Source organism: Actibacterium lipolyticum (assembly GCF_900184935.1).
In the GTDB taxonomy this organism is placed as follows: domain Bacteria; phylum Pseudomonadota; class Alphaproteobacteria; order Rhodobacterales; family Rhodobacteraceae; genus Actibacterium_A; species Actibacterium_A lipolyticum.
The window spans coordinates 1349272-1364282 of sequence record NZ_FXYE01000001.1 but is presented as its reverse complement, the minus strand read 5'-3'; the positions used below and the strand labels follow the sequence as shown (position 1 = coordinate 1364282).

Annotated in this window: 15 protein-coding genes; 7 read left to right on the top strand and 8 right to left on the bottom strand. The window is 57.6% G+C overall.

What is annotated here, in order from left to right; all coding sequences use genetic code 11:
- Positions 1–16 precede the first annotated feature (16 nt).
- On the bottom strand, positions 17–814 hold the full coding sequence (locus COL8621_RS06785; protein WP_306345713.1) for an ABC transporter permease: 798 nt from the start codon (positions 812–814) through the stop codon (positions 17–19).
- Between the two features lie 75 nt (positions 815–889).
- On the opposite strand from COL8621_RS06785, the gene COL8621_RS06780 reads away from it, so the two are divergent.
- Together COL8621_RS06780 and COL8621_RS06775 are read left to right on the top strand one after the other, a co-directional pair.
- Positions 890–2962, top strand: a complete 2073-nt coding sequence (locus COL8621_RS06780; RefSeq protein ID WP_093966507.1) for a 4Fe-4S binding protein — start codon at positions 890–892, stop codon at positions 2960–2962.
- A complete protein-coding gene (locus COL8621_RS06775; protein WP_093966506.1) occupies positions 2959–3837 on the top strand; it encodes an FAD:protein FMN transferase in 879 nt (292 codons plus the stop codon). Before COL8621_RS06780 ends, COL8621_RS06775 begins: the two co-directional genes overlap by 4 nt.
- A 49-nt stretch (positions 3838–3886) precedes the next feature.
- Here COL8621_RS06775 and COL8621_RS06770 read toward each other — a convergent pair whose 3' ends face one another.
- From COL8621_RS06770 to pedF, 6 genes are all read right to left on the bottom strand, one after another.
- The gene (locus COL8621_RS06770; protein WP_093966505.1) at positions 3887–4675 is read right to left on the bottom strand and encodes an FAD binding domain-containing protein; all 789 of its coding nucleotides are present in this window, start codon (positions 4673–4675) and stop codon (positions 3887–3889) included.
- A gap of 60 nt (positions 4676–4735) precedes the next feature.
- A complete protein-coding gene (locus tag COL8621_RS06765; RefSeq protein WP_093966504.1) occupies positions 4736–7105 on the bottom strand; it encodes a xanthine dehydrogenase family protein molybdopterin-binding subunit in 2370 nt (789 codons plus the stop codon).
- Between the two features lie 25 nt (positions 7106–7130).
- Entirely contained in the window at positions 7131–7616 is a 486-nt protein-coding gene (locus tag COL8621_RS06760) for a (2Fe-2S)-binding protein (protein ID WP_093966503.1), read from the bottom strand.
- Positions 7617–7644: 28 nt separating this feature from the next.
- Positions 7645–8175 carry an SRPBCC family protein gene (locus COL8621_RS06755; RefSeq protein WP_093966502.1) on the bottom strand — a complete coding sequence of 177 codons (531 nt, stop codon included), beginning with the start codon at positions 8173–8175 and terminating at the stop codon, positions 7645–7647.
- 74 nt (positions 8176–8249) lie between these two features.
- Positions 8250–9152 (bottom strand): substrate-binding periplasmic protein, encoded by a 903-nt coding sequence (locus COL8621_RS06750; RefSeq protein ID WP_093966501.1) that lies wholly within the window; start codon positions 9150–9152, stop codon positions 8250–8252.
- A 15-nt stretch (positions 9153–9167) separates the two neighbouring features.
- Entirely contained in the window at positions 9168–9854 is a 687-nt protein-coding gene (gene pedF, locus COL8621_RS06745; RefSeq protein WP_093966500.1) for a cytochrome c-550 PedF, read from the bottom strand.
- A 154-nt stretch (positions 9855–10008) separates the two neighbouring features.
- Here pedF and COL8621_RS06740 point away from each other — a divergent pair, with 154 nt between their 5' ends.
- From COL8621_RS06740 to COL8621_RS06720, 5 genes are all read left to right on the top strand, one after another.
- Positions 10009–11184: a lanthanide ABC transporter ABC transporter substrate-binding protein PedA1 gene (locus COL8621_RS06740; protein ID WP_306345712.1), complete on the top strand. Its 1176-nt coding sequence runs from the start codon at positions 10009–10011 to the stop codon at positions 11182–11184.
- A 2-nt stretch (positions 11185–11186) separates the two neighbouring features.
- Entirely contained in the window at positions 11187–12143 is a 957-nt protein-coding gene (locus tag COL8621_RS06735) for a YVTN family beta-propeller repeat protein (protein ID WP_093966499.1), read from the top strand.
- Between the two features lie 109 nt (positions 12144–12252).
- Positions 12253–12972, top strand: a complete 720-nt coding sequence (locus COL8621_RS06730) for a lanthanide ABC transporter ATP-binding protein PedB/LutE (RefSeq protein WP_093966956.1) — start codon at positions 12253–12255, stop codon at positions 12970–12972.
- Positions 12969–13760, top strand: a complete 792-nt coding sequence (locus COL8621_RS06725; RefSeq protein WP_093966498.1) for a lanthanide ABC transporter permease protein PedC — start codon at positions 12969–12971, stop codon at positions 13758–13760. Before COL8621_RS06730 ends, COL8621_RS06725 begins: the two co-directional genes overlap by 4 nt.
- 73 nt (positions 13761–13833) lie before the next feature.
- Complete coding sequence (locus tag COL8621_RS06720) at positions 13834–14364, top strand: tetratricopeptide repeat protein (protein WP_093966497.1); 531 nt, start codon at positions 13834–13836, stop codon at positions 14362–14364.
- Here the strand turns inward: COL8621_RS06720 and COL8621_RS06715 are convergent.
- Positions 14304–15005, bottom strand: coding sequence for an ATP-binding cassette domain-containing protein (locus COL8621_RS06715; protein ID WP_093966496.1), 702 nt, complete (start codon positions 15003–15005; stop codon positions 14304–14306). The two genes, COL8621_RS06720 and COL8621_RS06715, sit on opposite strands and share 61 nt — an antisense overlap.
- Between the last annotated feature and the right edge of the window lie 6 nt (positions 15006–15011).

Below are 15011 nucleotides of genomic sequence, written 5' to 3'. Positions count from 1 at the left end.
CCGCGCGGATCACACGCTATGCACGCCGCCATTTCAAAGCGCGCGTTTCGGCGGGCTTCAGCAAGGCGTATTCAATAACCCCCATCACAGCGACAAAGGTCATTGCGTATGCCAAGACATGCGCTGTGTCGAAAAGCTGAAAATACAGGTGAATCTGAAACCCAATCCCGTTGCTGCGCCCCAGAAACTCGACCACCAGAACGATCTTCCAAATCACAGCCAACCCGTTGCGCGCGCTGGCCGACAGGAATGGGGCCAGTTGCGGCAACACGATATGGCGCAACCTTTGCCAGCGGGTCATCCGGTAAACCTGGGCCATTTCGGAAATCGCGCGGTTCATATTCTGCGCGCCTTCGCGCACCGTGACCAAAACCATCGCAGTTTTGTTAACCGAAACGGCGACGATGGCGGCAACTTCGTTCAGGCCGATCCAAAGATAGCACAGCACAATTACGACAAGCGCAGGCACGTTCAGAAACACCACGACCCACGGATTGGCCCACATGTCTAATTTCGGGAAACGGCCCAGCAAAAGGCCAAGCGCTGTGCCAAGCCCCATGGCAATACAAAACGCCGCTGCAACACGGGCCAGCGTGGCCAGACTGTGGCGCAGCAATTCGCCCGACCGCGCCTCTTTTCCCATCACCTCTAACACTGTCCAGGGATAGGGAAGAATGCTGGCGTCAGCCGTCAGATAGGCGCCAACGATCCACAGCAGGATAAGCCCACCGATCGAGGTAAAGCCGACAAGGCCGGAAAAGGTATTTTTCTGAGGGTCCTCCATCACAGTGAACAGCACCCCAGCTTCACGCAAGTGTCAACGCAATACGGCAAAAGCTAATACCTTCGTCCTATATTGCGGCACCTCGGCTGAACTTACTGTTCGTGAATGACAGCTTGGCTTCGCACGATATTCCTTTGCCTTGCGTTGGTGTTTTCCACCAACGCAATGGCCGAACAGATGAACAAAGACACGCTTGCCGGATACATCATGCCGCCGTTTTCCTTGGGCGAGAAGTTGAACGACAACGGCGTCTGGAGCCTTCTGAATTCCGGCGGAGCCGAAGCGGGCTATGTCTTTGAAACAGAACCCCTTGCCCCCCTGCCCGGGTTTTCAGGCGCGGCGATTAACGTGTTGGTGCTTCTTGATCTAGAAGGGCGTTTCATGGACGTGCGCCTGATCGCGCATAACGAACCGATCTTTGTTTCGGGCTTGGGCGAGGCTCCGTTCCACAAATTTTTCGAACAATATCGCGGCCTGTCGATTTCATCCTCAATCGTCGTGGGCACGCCTTATGGGGGCGGCAGCGAAGGGTCATCGTTGGTCTATCTGGACGGCGTGACCAAAGCGACGGCAAGCGTGCGCATTGCCCATGAATCCGTGATGGCCGCGACCTTAGCCGTCGCGCGCGAGAAAATGCAGGGCATCGCCACCACACCGCCCGCATACCCCAACCCCGATTACGGCGAAGACCTGACATGGGCCGATCTGGTTGATCAGGGCATCGCAAAGCGCAAGACCGTCACCAACGCCGAGATCGACGCCGCCTTTGCCGGAACCCTTTGGGCAGATGACGACCCAGTCGCGCAAGATGACCCTGATGGGGCCTATCTGGATTTGTGGATCGTCGACGTTGGCCCACGTTCAATCGCACGTGCAGCACTTTCACCGGGCACATTTGCCGAACTGCAGGACTTCCTTACCATTTCAACGGATGACGAGCCCCTGCTGCTGATAGAGGCCGGACGTCACGGTTTGGTATCGGACTCTTTCGTGCGCAACACCTCCCCGAACTGGATTTCGGCCGAACAAGACGGCCTGCCCGTCGCATTGCGCGATGCGGACCTGTTCGTCGAACTGGCTGATGACGTCCCTCAGGGCATCGCGATGATCCTGCGCACAGACCGTCGGCTGGGTTTCGATCCGGCGCGGCCATGGCAGCTGGGCGTTCAGGCCGTCCGCGAACACGGTATCTTTCAACCCGAAGCAGGCAGCGTAACCATAACCGTCGATCACACAACAGACGAACGGTTCTTTATCCGCCCCGGCGTTGTAAAGCCCGTGCCACCGTGGCTGGAGGCCCTGCGAAATCGCCAAAACGATGTCGTGGTCTTATGCGTGTTTCTTGTCGGCCTGACCGCTCTGTTGTGGGCCCGCATGAACTGGCTGGCCGGGTTGGCCGGCTTTACCCCGGTCAGGCTGGCGATATTAGCGTTTGTGCTGGGCTTCGTCGGCTGGTGGGGGCAAGGCCAGCTGTCCATCGTCACAGTTCTTGGCACGATCCGAACAATATACGAAGGCGGCAGCTTTGCCTTTCTGATCTATGATCCTTTCTCTCTTATCCTTTGGGCGGTCACCATCATTGGGTTCGTCCTTTGGGGGCGTGGGCTGTTCTGTGGCTGGCTGTGCCCCTTCGGCGCGATGCAAGAATTCATGCACCATCTGGGAACGCGCCTTCGGCTGCCTCAAATCGAACCCAGCGATCGGTGGGATCTACGGCTAAAGCGGATCAAATACGTCGTCTTGGCCGGGCTGATCGCCACCGTCTTTATCGCCCCGGATCACATCGATACCGCCGCCGAGATTGAGCCGTTCAAAACCGCAATCACCGTCTTCTTCGTGCGCGATTGGTATTACGTGCTTTATGCCTCGTTCTGGCTTGGCCTTTCCATGGTGCTGTTCAAAGGGTTCTGCCGCTATCTTTGCCCGCTGGGCGCGTTTATGGCGCTTGGCGGGTTGCTGCGTGGTCGTGACTGGATCGCCCGGCGGGCTGAATGCGGCTCTCCCTGCCAACTCTGCAAAGTCCGTTGCAAATACGGTGCCATCGAAAAAACCGGTAAGATTGCGTATGATGAATGTTTTCAATGCCTTGACTGCGTCACCATCCATGACGACCCAAAGCAGTGCGTTCCCCTTATTGTCGCCGCCAAACGCAACGAAAGACAGGTAGCTGCGGAATGATCACACGCCGACGTTTTCTAACGATCTCAGCCGCGGCACTCGCAACACCAGCCTGTGCCAAACCGGTTTACTGGCAAGGCCACGCTTTGGGCGCAGAGGCGTTTCTGAATATTCGTGGCGATCAAGCCGTGGCCAATCAGGCAATCCGCGCCACAAAGGCAATATTGGCCGACGTCGAAAAAACCTTCAGCCTATTCGACCCCGCGTCAGAGATTTCAACACTGAACCAAACCGGCGCGCTATCGTCGCCCTCGCCCCCCCTATGTGAAGTTTTGAAACTGGCGGGCGAATTGCACAAGGCCACCAATGGCGCGTTTGACCCAACGGTGCAGCCGCTTTGGCGCGCGCTTGCAACTGGGGGCGATACCGCCGCTGCCCAAGCGTTGATCGGGTGGGACCGCGTCGCGATTGCCCCGCGTCGCATAACACTCGGCCCCGGTCAGGCACTTACCCTGAATGGCATCGCTCAAGGCTATGCAACTGATCGCGTTGCCGCGGCGCTGCGCGACCTTGGCCTGACAGAAGTTCTAGTCAACATCGGTGAATTCGCATGCATTGGCGAATGGCATATCGGGGTCGAAGATCCGGCCCACGGGCTGATCACGACCAACCGCATAACCGACGCAGCCGTCGCAACCTCCAGCCCGTCGGCGATGTCGCTGGGGGATATCGGGCATATCATCGGCCCCGCTGGGCAAAAAAGCCAGTGGTCAACGGTCAGCGTCCAAGCCCCAGATGCAGCCTTGGCCGATGGCCTGTCCACCGCGCTGTGCCTGCTATCGCGCAAGGAAGCTCAACACGCGATAAACGCCGTGCCGCAGACGGTGCGTGCGACCCTTGTCTCTTTCGATGGTAAGACGACCTTCCTAACATGAAAAAGGCCCCCGCTTTTGCAGGGGCCTAATATCTTTCGGTTCAAAAACCTTAGCTTGCAGCAGCAACCGCGCGCTTGGTCAGTACCTTGATCAGGTGCGCGCGATACGCTGGCGTGCCGTGAAGATCGCCGATCATGCCGTCAGCCGACACAGACAGGCCTTCAATCGCGTCAGGCGAGAAATTGGCGGAAAGCGCCGCCTCGGCCTCGGTCCAGCGGAACACACCTTCTTCGGATGCACCGGTGACTGCAACGCGCACACCGTCCGCGTATTTGGCCACAAACACACCCGTCAGCGCAAAGCGCGACGCGGGCTGTTCGAACTTTTGATAGTTCGACGCCTGTGGGATTGGAAAGCGCACGCCGGTGACGATTTCGCCTTCTTCCAACGCGGTGGTGAACATGCCTTGGAAATAGTCATCCGCCGCAATCTCACGCGCGTTGGTGACGATCGTCGCGCCAGACCCCAACGCGGCCGACGGGTAACACGCCGCCGGATCGTTGTTGGCCAGCGAACCGCCAATGGTGCCACGGTTACGCACCGCCGGATCACCGATATGCGCTGCAAGGCCGGCAAGGCCGGGGTAATGCGCCGCTGCTTCGGTGGCCACAGTTGCGTGTGTAGTTGCGCCGCCGATGGTCAAAACGCCACCAACTGCCGACACGCCCTGCATTGACGCGATACCTGTCAAGCTGACCAGCTTTTCGGGTGCCGCAAGGCGCTGTTTCATCGTTGGCAGAAGCGTCTGCCCGCCCGACATTGGCTGCGCTTCGTCGCTTTGCAGCGCCGCAACCGCCTCTTCCACTGTCGAGGGTTTCACGAACTCAAAGTTATGCATCTCATTCTCTCCCTAAAGGGTCCCTGCCCGATGCGTTTCGGACAGGGCGCCGGTTGCGGCTTATTTGTTCATGGCTTCCCAAACACGGGACGGCGACACGGGCATATCGATGTGATCGACATCGTAACCGCCACGCTGAAGCGCGTCGATCACCGCGTTGACCACTGCGGGCGGCGAACCGATCGCACCAGCCTCGCCACAGCCTTTCACGCCAAGCGGGTTGTGCGTGCAAGGGGTCTGGCAAGAGTGATCAACATCAAACATCGGCATGTCGGATGCGCGTGGCATGGCGTAATCCATGAAGCTGCCCGACAGAAGCTGGCCGTTTTCGTCGAAAACAGTGTTTTCCAGCATCGCCTGGCCGATACCCTGTGCCACTCCGCCATGAACCTGACCTTCAACGATCATCGGGTTGATGACGTTGCCAAAGTCGTCGGCCGCGATAAAGCCAAGCACGTCTACTTTGCCGGTGTCGGGATCAACCTCGACCTCGCAAATGTAGGCGCCCGAGGGATAGGTGAAGTTCGACGGATCATAGAACGCCGTTTCTTCCAACCCAGGCTCGATCTCTTCCAGCGGATAGTTGTGCGGAACATAGGCCGCCAGTGTCACATCGCCCCAAGCAACCGATTTGTCGGTGCCCGCGACGGTGAACTGACCGTCTTTCAGTTCGATATCGCCTTCAGAAGCTTCCATCAGGTGGGCCGCGATTTTCTTGGCCTTGTTGATGATCTTCTCGGTCGCGCGGACCATGGCCGAACCACCAACCGCGATAGACCGCGACCCGTAAGTACCCATGCCCATTGGCGTTTTGGAGGTGTCGCCGTGAACGATATCAACCTGACTTGCGTCGATACCGATCATTTCCGCGACAACCTGCGCGAACGAGGTTTCATGCCCCTGCCCGTGGCTGTGGCTACCTGTCATGACGCTGATCGAACCTGTCGCATTCACCCGCACGGTGGCGGATTCATACAGACCGGCGCGTGCGCCCAGCTGACCAACAAGGTTGGATGGCGCAATACCGCAGGCTTCAATGAAGTGTGCAAGACCAAGGCCGCGCAGTTTACCGCGTGCCTTACTTTCAGCGACACGGGCATCAAAGTTGGCGTAGTCCACCATCTCTAGACCCTTATCGAGGGTCGCGTGGTAGTTACCCGTGTCATACGTCACAGCAACAGGCGTGTCGTATGGGAACTGATCCGGCTTGATGAAGTTCAAACGGCGCAGTTCGGCCGGGTCCATCCCGATTTCACGGGCGGCTTTGTCGACCACACGCTCCAACTGGAAGGTTGCTTCTGGGCGACCGGCACCGCGATAGGCGTCGACCGGAACCGTGTTGGTGAACACGGCTTTCACATTCACGTAAACCAGCGGCGTGGTGTAGTTACCCGCCATCAGCGTGCCGTGCAGCCATGTTGGGATCGACGGTGCGAACGTAGACAGATAGGCGCCCATGTTGGCGTATGTGTCGGTCCGTACCGCGGTGAACTTGTGGTTCTCGTCCATTGCCAGTTCGATCTTGGTCACGTGGTCACGACCGTGCGCATCCGAGATGAACGCCTCGGAACGGGTCGAGGTCCACTTAACCGGGCGGCCAACGATTTTGGACGCGTGTGTCACGAACGCTTCTTCGGCGTAGTGATAGATCTTAGAGCCGAAACCGCCGCCCACGTCCGGGGCAACAACACGCAGCTTATGCTCTGGGATCGACAGCACGAATGCGCCCATCAAAAGCCGGATCACATGCGGGTTCTGCGATGTGGTGTACAGCGTGTATTCGTCGTTGGCTTGGCTGTAGTCAGCAACGGCAACGCGCGGTTCCATCGGGTTGGCGCAAAGGCGGTTGTTGACCAATTCCAGCGTTGTGACGTGATGGGCGTTCTTGATCGCCTCGTCCACGGCTTCGCGGTTTTCTTCGACAAAACCCCAGTCGTAGCAAAGGTTCGATGTCAGATCGTCGTGAACCTTGGTCGCGCCATCCTGAATGGCGGCTTTCATGTCCAACACGGGCTCAAGCTCATCGATGTCGATGTCGATCGCTTCGGCCGCATCGCGGGCTTGTTCAAGTGTCTCGGCAACAACAACCGCGATCGGATCGCCAACGTGGCGCACTTTGCCTTCGGCAAGGATCGGGTGCTTTGGTTCCTGCATCGGCTGGCCAAAGCGGTCTGTCACCTGCCAGCCGCACGGAATACCGCCCGCGGCTTCGAAGTCTTTCGATGTGAAAATCTTAACAACACCGTCCATGCTTTCCGCATCAGACGTGTCAATGTTTTGAATTGTGCCGTGCGCAATGTCCGAGCGCACAAACCAGGCGTAAGTCTGGTTTTGCAGATTGATATCGTCGGTGTAACGACCTTTACCGGTCAGGAACCGTACGTCCTCGCGCCGTTTGGTACTGGCGCCAATGCCTCCGTCTTTCGGCATGGTGTCCTCCCTAAAATTCTATCTATTATTCGGCGGCAACGGCAGGAACGTCCTGACCGGAGGCTGCCATGATGGCCTTGACGATGTTGTGATACCCGGTGCAGCGGCAGATATTGCCTTCCAGATGCTCACGGATTTCCAGCTCGGTTGGCTTTGGGTTCTTGCCCAACAGCGCAGTCGCGGCCATCACCATGCCCGGCGTGCAGAAACCGCACTGAAGGCCGTGGTAATCTTGGAATGCCTGCTGAACCACAGAAAGCGAGCCATCGGCGTTTGCTTCGCCTTCGATCGTCTTAACCTCTGCGCCATCGGCTTCGGCTGCGAACATGGTGCATGATTTCACCTGCTTGCCGTCCACATGCACGGTGCATGCGCCACACTGGCTGGTGTCACACCCCACATGGGTGCCGGTCAGCTTAAGGTCTTCGCGAAGGAACTCCACCAAAAGGGTGCGTCCTTCAACCTCGCCGGAAACCGACTTCCCGTTAACGGTCATGGATATTTTTGACATACGGTTCTCCCTAGATTTTCGTTTGAGGTCAGCTTGAAATAATACGCTTCAGCCAACCTTTTTTCTTTTCACCCTCTTCCGCAGGCGCTTCCGCTGCTTCTGCAACGGTTTCCTCGGCGGGCCCTTCTACGGTTTGCTGGAACCGATCAAAGAATTGGTCCGCCATTTTCCGTGCAAAGCCATCGATAATGCGGCTGCCAAGCTGAGCAAGCTTACCGCCAACCTTCGCGTCCACATCATAGGTCAGACGGGTGCCGCCGGGGATGTCCTCCAACACCACTTTGGCACCGCCTTTCGCAAAACCGGCTGCGCCGCCCTTGCCTTCACCCGAAATCACACAGCTTTCACCCTCGACCACATCGGTCAGGGTAACAGCCCCTTTGAACTTGGCCTTAACGGGGCCAACTTTCTGAACCACGGTGGCTTCGAACCCTTCTTCGGGCGAGCCTGTCATCTCTTCGCAACCGGGAACGCATTCTTTCAACACATCCGCGGAAAGCAAAGCCTGCCAAACCGCACTGCGGTCCGCTGCGATGTCTCTTGATTCGTTTAGTTTCATTCGCTCATTCTCCCAGTCTTTGAGCGACACGATAAGAAATCGCCGCCCATCAAGCTATTCGACCAAGGGCGTAGTTAACGAAGTTCAGGAGCCGAAAACGTCAGCCCATGGTTCTTAAAAATCTGTTCAATGCGGCCATCCTGAATGGCGCGATAAATTGCATCATCTACACTGTATGCTAGCGGGCGATATGCAAAGTGAATACCCACACCCACCGTCCATTTTCCGACGGCGAACCCCGGCAATGGCGGCGAATGGAGGCTCAGCTGATCGGTCAAACCGGCTTCCAACTCTGCCCGCGCGCCCATCGCAGCTTTGACCGCCCCAGTGTCAAGCGCCTGCATTGCGTCCGTCGATGTCGGGAACCGCCGGACGTTGTGTGAAAGCTGTCCGCCCGGAAAGGATGTCAGGTAAAAATCCGCGATGGAATCGTTTTCAACCGCAACCGTATCGAACCGGAAATAGGCCGGTACCGGCGGATCTTCGGGATAGGCATCGTTGCGATACGCGATTGCGATTTCTTCGACATGGTACTGGCCGGTAAAGACCACCTGCTCGACCCGGCAGCCAAACTCGCTGTCATATGGAACATGCAGCATCACGTTGGCCACAGCCCCGCCAACGATCGGGCCACGCCACACCCAATTGCGCAAATCGGCCTCTAACGTTTCACCCGCCCCCACAAGGGTAAAGCGCGCGTCAACGCCCAGTTCTTCCGCGATGATCTTGCCGATTTCGATATCAACGCCGGCCGGTTTGCCGTCGTGCATATACGACCACGGCGGGAAATCCTCGTATGCCGCAAACGTCATGAAACCTCGTTCCTGAATGGTATCAAGGTCGGCCCCAACGATATCGCGGGCCACGTTTTGCGGTTTAGGTTGGGGCACATGATCGGCACATCGGGCCAGAGCGGGACCGCCAGCAACGGCCCCCACCAACAGGGAGAAAATCAGGCTTTTGGCTGACCGATACATGTGCCCCCTTCCGGCCTACTGCGCTGCAGACAGGCCGATTGTCAAAGCTTCGGCTGCACCGTGAAAGTTAGGTGCATCCCCAGCGATAAGATTGGCAGCGCGAAGCGCCACACTGTCGGCGATTGGCGCGCCGGACCCGGTTTCAACCTGACCGGCAATCTCTGCCAATTCAGCCTGAACCGCGGCAACTGCTGCTGCGTCAGGGGCAGCTTCACTCCAAACAGTTAATTCGTCACGGATTTCTTTCAGGCGCGCGCTGAAATCATCCAGTGCACCGTCATCCGGGCGTGTTTCGATATAAGTGCGGATCGCCCAAGCGGCTTTCTGACCCAGCAATTCACCGAACGCTGGCATCTTGGTGATCCCGTTCTGGGTATAGCCGGTCCGAAAACGTTCAATGTACCATTCGTCACCGTATTCTTCGGCCTCTAGGTAACGCAGATCGGGGGCAAGACCGCCCGACACACCGCCCAAGCCGTGGCAACGCGCACAGTTTTGGTTATAGCCGGAGTCACCGATATCAATCGATGTTTTCCAAACGTCTTCTTCCATACCGCGATATGGGTTTTCCGTTAGCCACTCTTCGCCAACATCGGGCAACGCGTCGGTGTTGATGGCTTGTGGTGTGACATCGCCATGTGCGTTGGCCATACCTGCGACGGCCACAAGACCCAGCACGGCCCACTGCTTTCTCAAGAACATATCATCCTCCCGTTCAAGGTTCCGGCCGCTGATACAACGCCATCAAACCTGCGACTATTCGACCTTGGTTTAAGATGAATGTGGAATCCGACTTTCGTCCAATGGCGGATATCGGGCGAAGGTTGATAGCCTGCGCCAAATGGGAGGATGAGTAATGCGCCTAATGCGTCTTTTGGCCAGCACGGCTGCATTGTTTGTGATCACCGGCTCAAACGCGCGCGCTGATGTGGATGTTCTCGTTACCTATCTTCGCCAACAGGTGAAACAGCCCCCCGTCTTGTCGAACCTTGACCCGATCCCCGAAAACTTGGGGCCCGCTGGTGCCGAAGTTGGATTGAAAGACAACCAAACAACCGGCCAATTCCTTGGGCACAACTATTCAATGGAATTACAGGACGTTCCAATTGGTGGCGATCTGTTGGGTGCAGCCCAAGAGGCGCTGAACCTGTCGCCCTTCATTGTGTTGGATGCCCCTGCCGCCGACATCTTGCGCGTCGCGGATTTGCCCGAAGCCGAAGGCGCGCTGATCTTCAATGTTGCCGCCCCAGATGTGGAACTGCGCAACGACGCGTGCAGGGCGAACCTGCTGCATAGCATTCCATCCGACGTGATGCGCAGCGACGCGCTGATTCAGTTTCTGGGCCGCAAAAAATGGAGCGACCTTGCGCTCGTCTCTGGCACACATGAAAGCGACATCCGTTTTTCCGACGCCCTGAAATACTCGGCCTGGAAGTTCGGCCTGACCATTCAGGACGAAAAAACCTGGGTCTTCGATGCGGATATGCGCCGGAACGCAGCACAAGAGGTTCCGCTGTTCACGCAGGACTTCAAAGATCACGACGTTCTGTTGGTCGCGGATGAGATCGGTGATTTCGGGCGTTACATCGCCTATAACACATGGCTGCCCCGCCCCATCGCGGGATCGGAAGGCATGGTCCCCCAAGCGTGGTCGCATGTGGTCGAACAATGGGGCGCGGCGCAGTTGCAAAGCAGGTTCCATGACCACACCGGGCGCGACATGCGCTCAAAGGACTACGCCGCTTGGGCCGCCCTGCGCACAATCGGCGAGGCCGTGACACGCACCGGTTCCAACCAGATCGAAGACCTGCGCAGCTTCATCCTGTCAGACGCGTTCGAGTTGGGCGGATTTAAGGGGCGGCCAATGAATTATCGCGACTGGAACGGCCAACTGCGCCAGCCCATCCCGATTGTCACAGACCGCGCGCTTGTCGCGCAGGCGCCCATCGATGGGTATCTACACCAAATGACCGAGCTTGATACGCTGGGTCTGGATCGCCCTGAAAGCAAATGCACCGCATTTAAGGAATAACCATGATACGTGCCGTAACCGCGGTGGCCCTGATGTTAAGCTCCCCTGCTTTAGCGTCCGAAATCTGGGTCACCAATGAAAAAGACGACACAATCAGCGTGATCAATGTGGAAACATTAGAGGTCACTCGCACGATTCCAACCGGCGAACGCCCGCGTGGCATTACGTTTTCAAAGGATTACAGCCGGGTTTATATCTGCGCTTCGGACAGCGACACGGTACAGGTGATGGACCCTGAAACCGGTGACATCCTGCACGACCTTCCGTCCGGCGAAGACCCCGAACAGTTCATCCTGCACCCCAACGACAAGCATCTTTACATCGCCAACGAAGATGATGCCGTCACAACCGTGGTCGACACCGAAACCCGCAAAGTCATCGCCCAGATCAACGTCGGGATCGAACCGGAAGGCATGGCCGTGTCGCCAGATGGTGCCGTTGTTATCACCACCTCTGAAACGACCAACATGGCCCACTGGATCGACACGGAAACGCGCGAGATTTTCGCCAACACATTGGTCGACTCGCGCCCACGCCACGCCGAATTCACCGCAGGCGGCTCTGAATTGTGGGTCAGTGCCGAAATCGGCGGAACCGTTTCTGTTTTTGATACGGCCACCCAAGCCGAAAAAGGCAAAATCCAGTTTGAGGTGCAAGGCGTCCACCCTGACCGCGTCCAGCCGGTTGGGTTTGAATTCACCGCCGACGAAAAAACCGTCTTTGTCGCGCTTGGCCCATCGAACCACGTTGCCGTCGTGAACGCCGAAACCTTTGAAGTCGAAGACTACATTCTGGTCGGTCGCCGCGTCTGGCACATGGCGTTTTCCGCTGACAAAAGCCTGCTGTTCACAACGAATGGCGTGTCAGGCGACGTCACCGTTATTGATGTGGCAAAGCGCAAACCGATTAAGTCGGTCAAAGTCGGACGTTTCCCTTGGGGGGCCGCACTGCGCCCGTAAGTGCCCTATTTTCCTGCATAAAGGGTTTGCTTATGCGCCCAGCCCGTGAATACTACGACCAAGATGGATGGGCCTTGGGGGAGGATACAGTTTTGCGGAGCGGATCGACGTGACCGGGCTTACTGTCCAGAAGCTTGGGTTTTCCTATGGAACCAAACGCGCGCTGAACGGTGTCAGTTTCGACATCGCGCGCGGCGACTTCTGCGCACTGCTTGGGCCAAATGGCGCGGGCAAATCCACCTTGTTTGGCTTGCTGACGCGCCTGTTCACATCGTCTGAAGGTTCGATCACAGTTGCCGGTCATGATCTGTCGCGCGAACCGCGCGCTGCCCTTGCGAAAATCGGGGTCGTGTTTCAGCAAACGACGCTTGATCTGGACCTGACAGTGCGCCGCAACCTGTTCTATTTCGCAGCCCTTCACGGCATTTCCGGGCGCGACGCGGCGGTGCGGATCGACGCCGCGCTGGAAAAGCTTGATATGCTGGAACGCGCAGACGAAGTGACCCGCAACCTGAACGGCGGGCACCGCCGTCGCACCGAAATCGCCCGCAGCCTTATCCACGCGCCCGAGGTTTTGTTACTGGACGAACCCACCGTCGGTCTTGACGCCGCCGCGCGCCGGGCGATCACCGAACATGTGCATTCCCTGTCGCAATCCGAAAACCTGACTGTCCTATGGGCCACCCATCTGACGGATGAGATTTACCCGGATGATCGGCTGGTCATTCTGCATCGCGGCCAAATTCTGGCGGACGGCATCACGTCCGATATCGCCCAAGACCGGCCCGTCGCGGATGTCTTCCTTGATATGACAGGCACCAAATCATGAGCGGTTGGCTTACGGCACTGCGCGCCATTGTCCTGCGAGAGGCCCTGCGCTTTGTGCATCAACGCGAACGCTTCCTTGCCGCTCTCGTGCGTCCGTTGGTCTGGCTTTTGGTCTTTGCTGCGGGGTTTCGCGCAGCACTGGGCCTTTCGATCATCCCGCCATATCAGACCTATATCACCTACGAGATCTACATCGTGCCCGGCCTTTGCGGCATGATCCTGCTGTTCAACGGGATGCAATCGTCGCTGTCGCTGGTCTATGACCGCGAAATGGGGTCGATGCGGCTTTTGCTAACAAGCCCCCTGCCACGATGGTGGCTTTTGCTGTGCCGCCTGATCGGCAGCACTGCGATTTCGATCCTTCAGGTTTACGCTTTTCTGGCGATCGCTGCGATGTTGGGGATTACGGTTCCATGGCTTGGATACGTGCTTGCCCTGCCCGCACTGGTGATTGCGGGCGTCATGCTGGGCGCGCTCGGGCTGGCGCTGTCGTCTTTCATTAAGCAGCTAGAAAATTTTGCAGGCGTCATGAACTTCGTGATCTTCCCGATGTTCTTCATGTCATCCGCGCTTTATCCGCTGTGGAAAATGGCCGAAAGCTCCACCCTGTTGCGCGATATCTGCGCAGTGAACCCGTTCACACATGCGGTCGAACTGATCCGTTTCGCGCTGTATCAGCAGTGGAACCCATGGGCGTTACTGTGGACGTTGCTGGCCACCGTGTTCTTCCTTGCCCTTGCCCTGTGGGGCTATGATCCAGCGCGTGGGATGATACGGCGTAAAGGCTGACCTGTTCTACGACCATAGCGCCGATGAAACGGCACACGCGATTTGCTAAACTCCACCCATTACGGAGGTTGCAATGTTCAAACGCACATTAATTCTGTCGGCATTTCTGGTTTCGCCTGCAATGGCTGACACGGGCGGCACGCTAAACCCCGAGGAAATGACCATGGGCCGTGTGATGGAAAACATCCGCCGGGGAAAGCCCGACATGACCACCTGCGCGGCTGGATATCTGATCACCAAAAGCGGTCGCCACGAAATGGCGCGCGAGCTATTCGAAGTCTGCGCCGAAGCCGGGTATTCAGGCGCAATGACCTGGATGAGCCAGCTTGATAACAACGGCTTAGGCGGCGAATACAACCCAGAGGCCGCGGCAGAATGGGACCGTAAGGCCGCTGAATCGGGCGACCCTGTTGGCAAGTTCAACTATGGGATTGATCTGATGCGTGGGCATGGCGTCGCCCAAGACGAAACGCGCGGCCGCCAACTGGTCGATGAAGCCGCCGAAGATGGCCTAAAGATCGCCCGGCGGTTAAAGGCCGCCGATTATGATCTGGATGAGGTCACACCCGACGCCGACAACTGGAAATACGCCCCAGCATTCTGACGTTCATCTACGATCTGCGCAGGTGTGCCTTCCAGCGTTATGATACGCGAAGCAAGCCTGTTCGCCTCGGCCTCTACATGGGTGACAAGAACGGTTGCGACGTCGGTGCGGGCGCGCAAATCTTCGAAGACGCTCATCATCTCATCCGATAGTGCCGGGTCGAGAGAGACAAAGGGTTCATCCATCAACAAAACCGCAGGTCTGCTGGCAAAGGCCCGCGCCAAAGACAGGCGGCGTTGTTGACCAAGTGACAGCTGCATCGGGAACCGATCCCCCAGCCCGCCCAGCCCAACTTCGCCAAGGGCGGCCTCAGCTATGGTGGCGTCTACATGTGCCGTCAGGCAGATGTTCTGCCGCGCATTTCGCCACGGCAAAAGCGTTGGCTCTTGAAATACAAATCCAATATTATCAGGGGCTTGCACGTCACCTTTAAACCGACGTTCTAGCCCGGCAATTATCCTAAGCAGCGTTGACTTACCGACACCCGAAGGGCCGGTAATTGCAAGCGTTTCATGCGGAAAAACCTGAAACGAAAGCGCGCCCAAAATCGGCGTGTCCTTGAACGACATCCCTTGCAGATCAAGCGAAAGGACAGCGTTGCCGCTGTCCTTTGACTGAGTATTAGCGACTGCGCCGTTCATCGTTTT

Excerpts from the sequence above, each read along its gene's own strand:
- COL8621_RS06780 (WP_093966507.1), top strand. The coding sequence starts at position 890 with ATGACAGCTTGGCTTCGCACGATATTCCTTTGCCTTGCGTTGGTGTTT.
- COL8621_RS06770 (WP_093966505.1), bottom strand. The coding sequence starts at position 4,675 with ATGCATAACTTTGAGTTCGTGAAACCCTCGACAGTGGAAGAGGCGGTT.
- COL8621_RS06715 (WP_093966496.1), bottom strand. The coding sequence starts at position 15,005 with ATGAACGGCGCAGTCGCTAATACTCAGTCAAAGGACAGCGGCAACGCT.
- COL8621_RS06755 (WP_093966502.1), bottom strand. The coding sequence starts at position 8,175 with ATGAAACTAAACGAATCAAGAGACATCGCAGCGGACCGCAGTGCGGTT.
- COL8621_RS06765 (WP_093966504.1), bottom strand. The coding sequence starts at position 7,105 with ATGCCGAAAGACGGAGGCATTGGCGCCAGTACCAAACGGCGCGAGGAC.
- pedF (WP_093966500.1), bottom strand. The coding sequence starts at position 9,854 with ATGTTCTTGAGAAAGCAGTGGGCCGTGCTGGGTCTTGTGGCCGTCGCA.
- COL8621_RS06775 (WP_093966506.1), top strand. The coding sequence starts at position 2,959 with ATGATCACACGCCGACGTTTTCTAACGATCTCAGCCGCGGCACTCGCA.
- COL8621_RS06720 (WP_093966497.1), top strand. The coding sequence starts at position 13,834 with ATGTTCAAACGCACATTAATTCTGTCGGCATTTCTGGTTTCGCCTGCA.
- COL8621_RS06735 (WP_093966499.1), top strand. The coding sequence starts at position 11,187 with ATGATACGTGCCGTAACCGCGGTGGCCCTGATGTTAAGCTCCCCTGCT.
- COL8621_RS06760 (WP_093966503.1), bottom strand. The coding sequence starts at position 7,616 with ATGTCAAAAATATCCATGACCGTTAACGGGAAGTCGGTTTCCGGCGAG.
- COL8621_RS06750 (WP_093966501.1), bottom strand. The coding sequence starts at position 9,152 with ATGTATCGGTCAGCCAAAAGCCTGATTTTCTCCCTGTTGGTGGGGGCC.
- COL8621_RS06725 (WP_093966498.1), top strand. The coding sequence starts at position 12,969 with ATGAGCGGTTGGCTTACGGCACTGCGCGCCATTGTCCTGCGAGAGGCC.
- COL8621_RS06740 (WP_306345712.1), top strand. The coding sequence starts at position 10,009 with ATGCGCCTAATGCGTCTTTTGGCCAGCACGGCTGCATTGTTTGTGATC.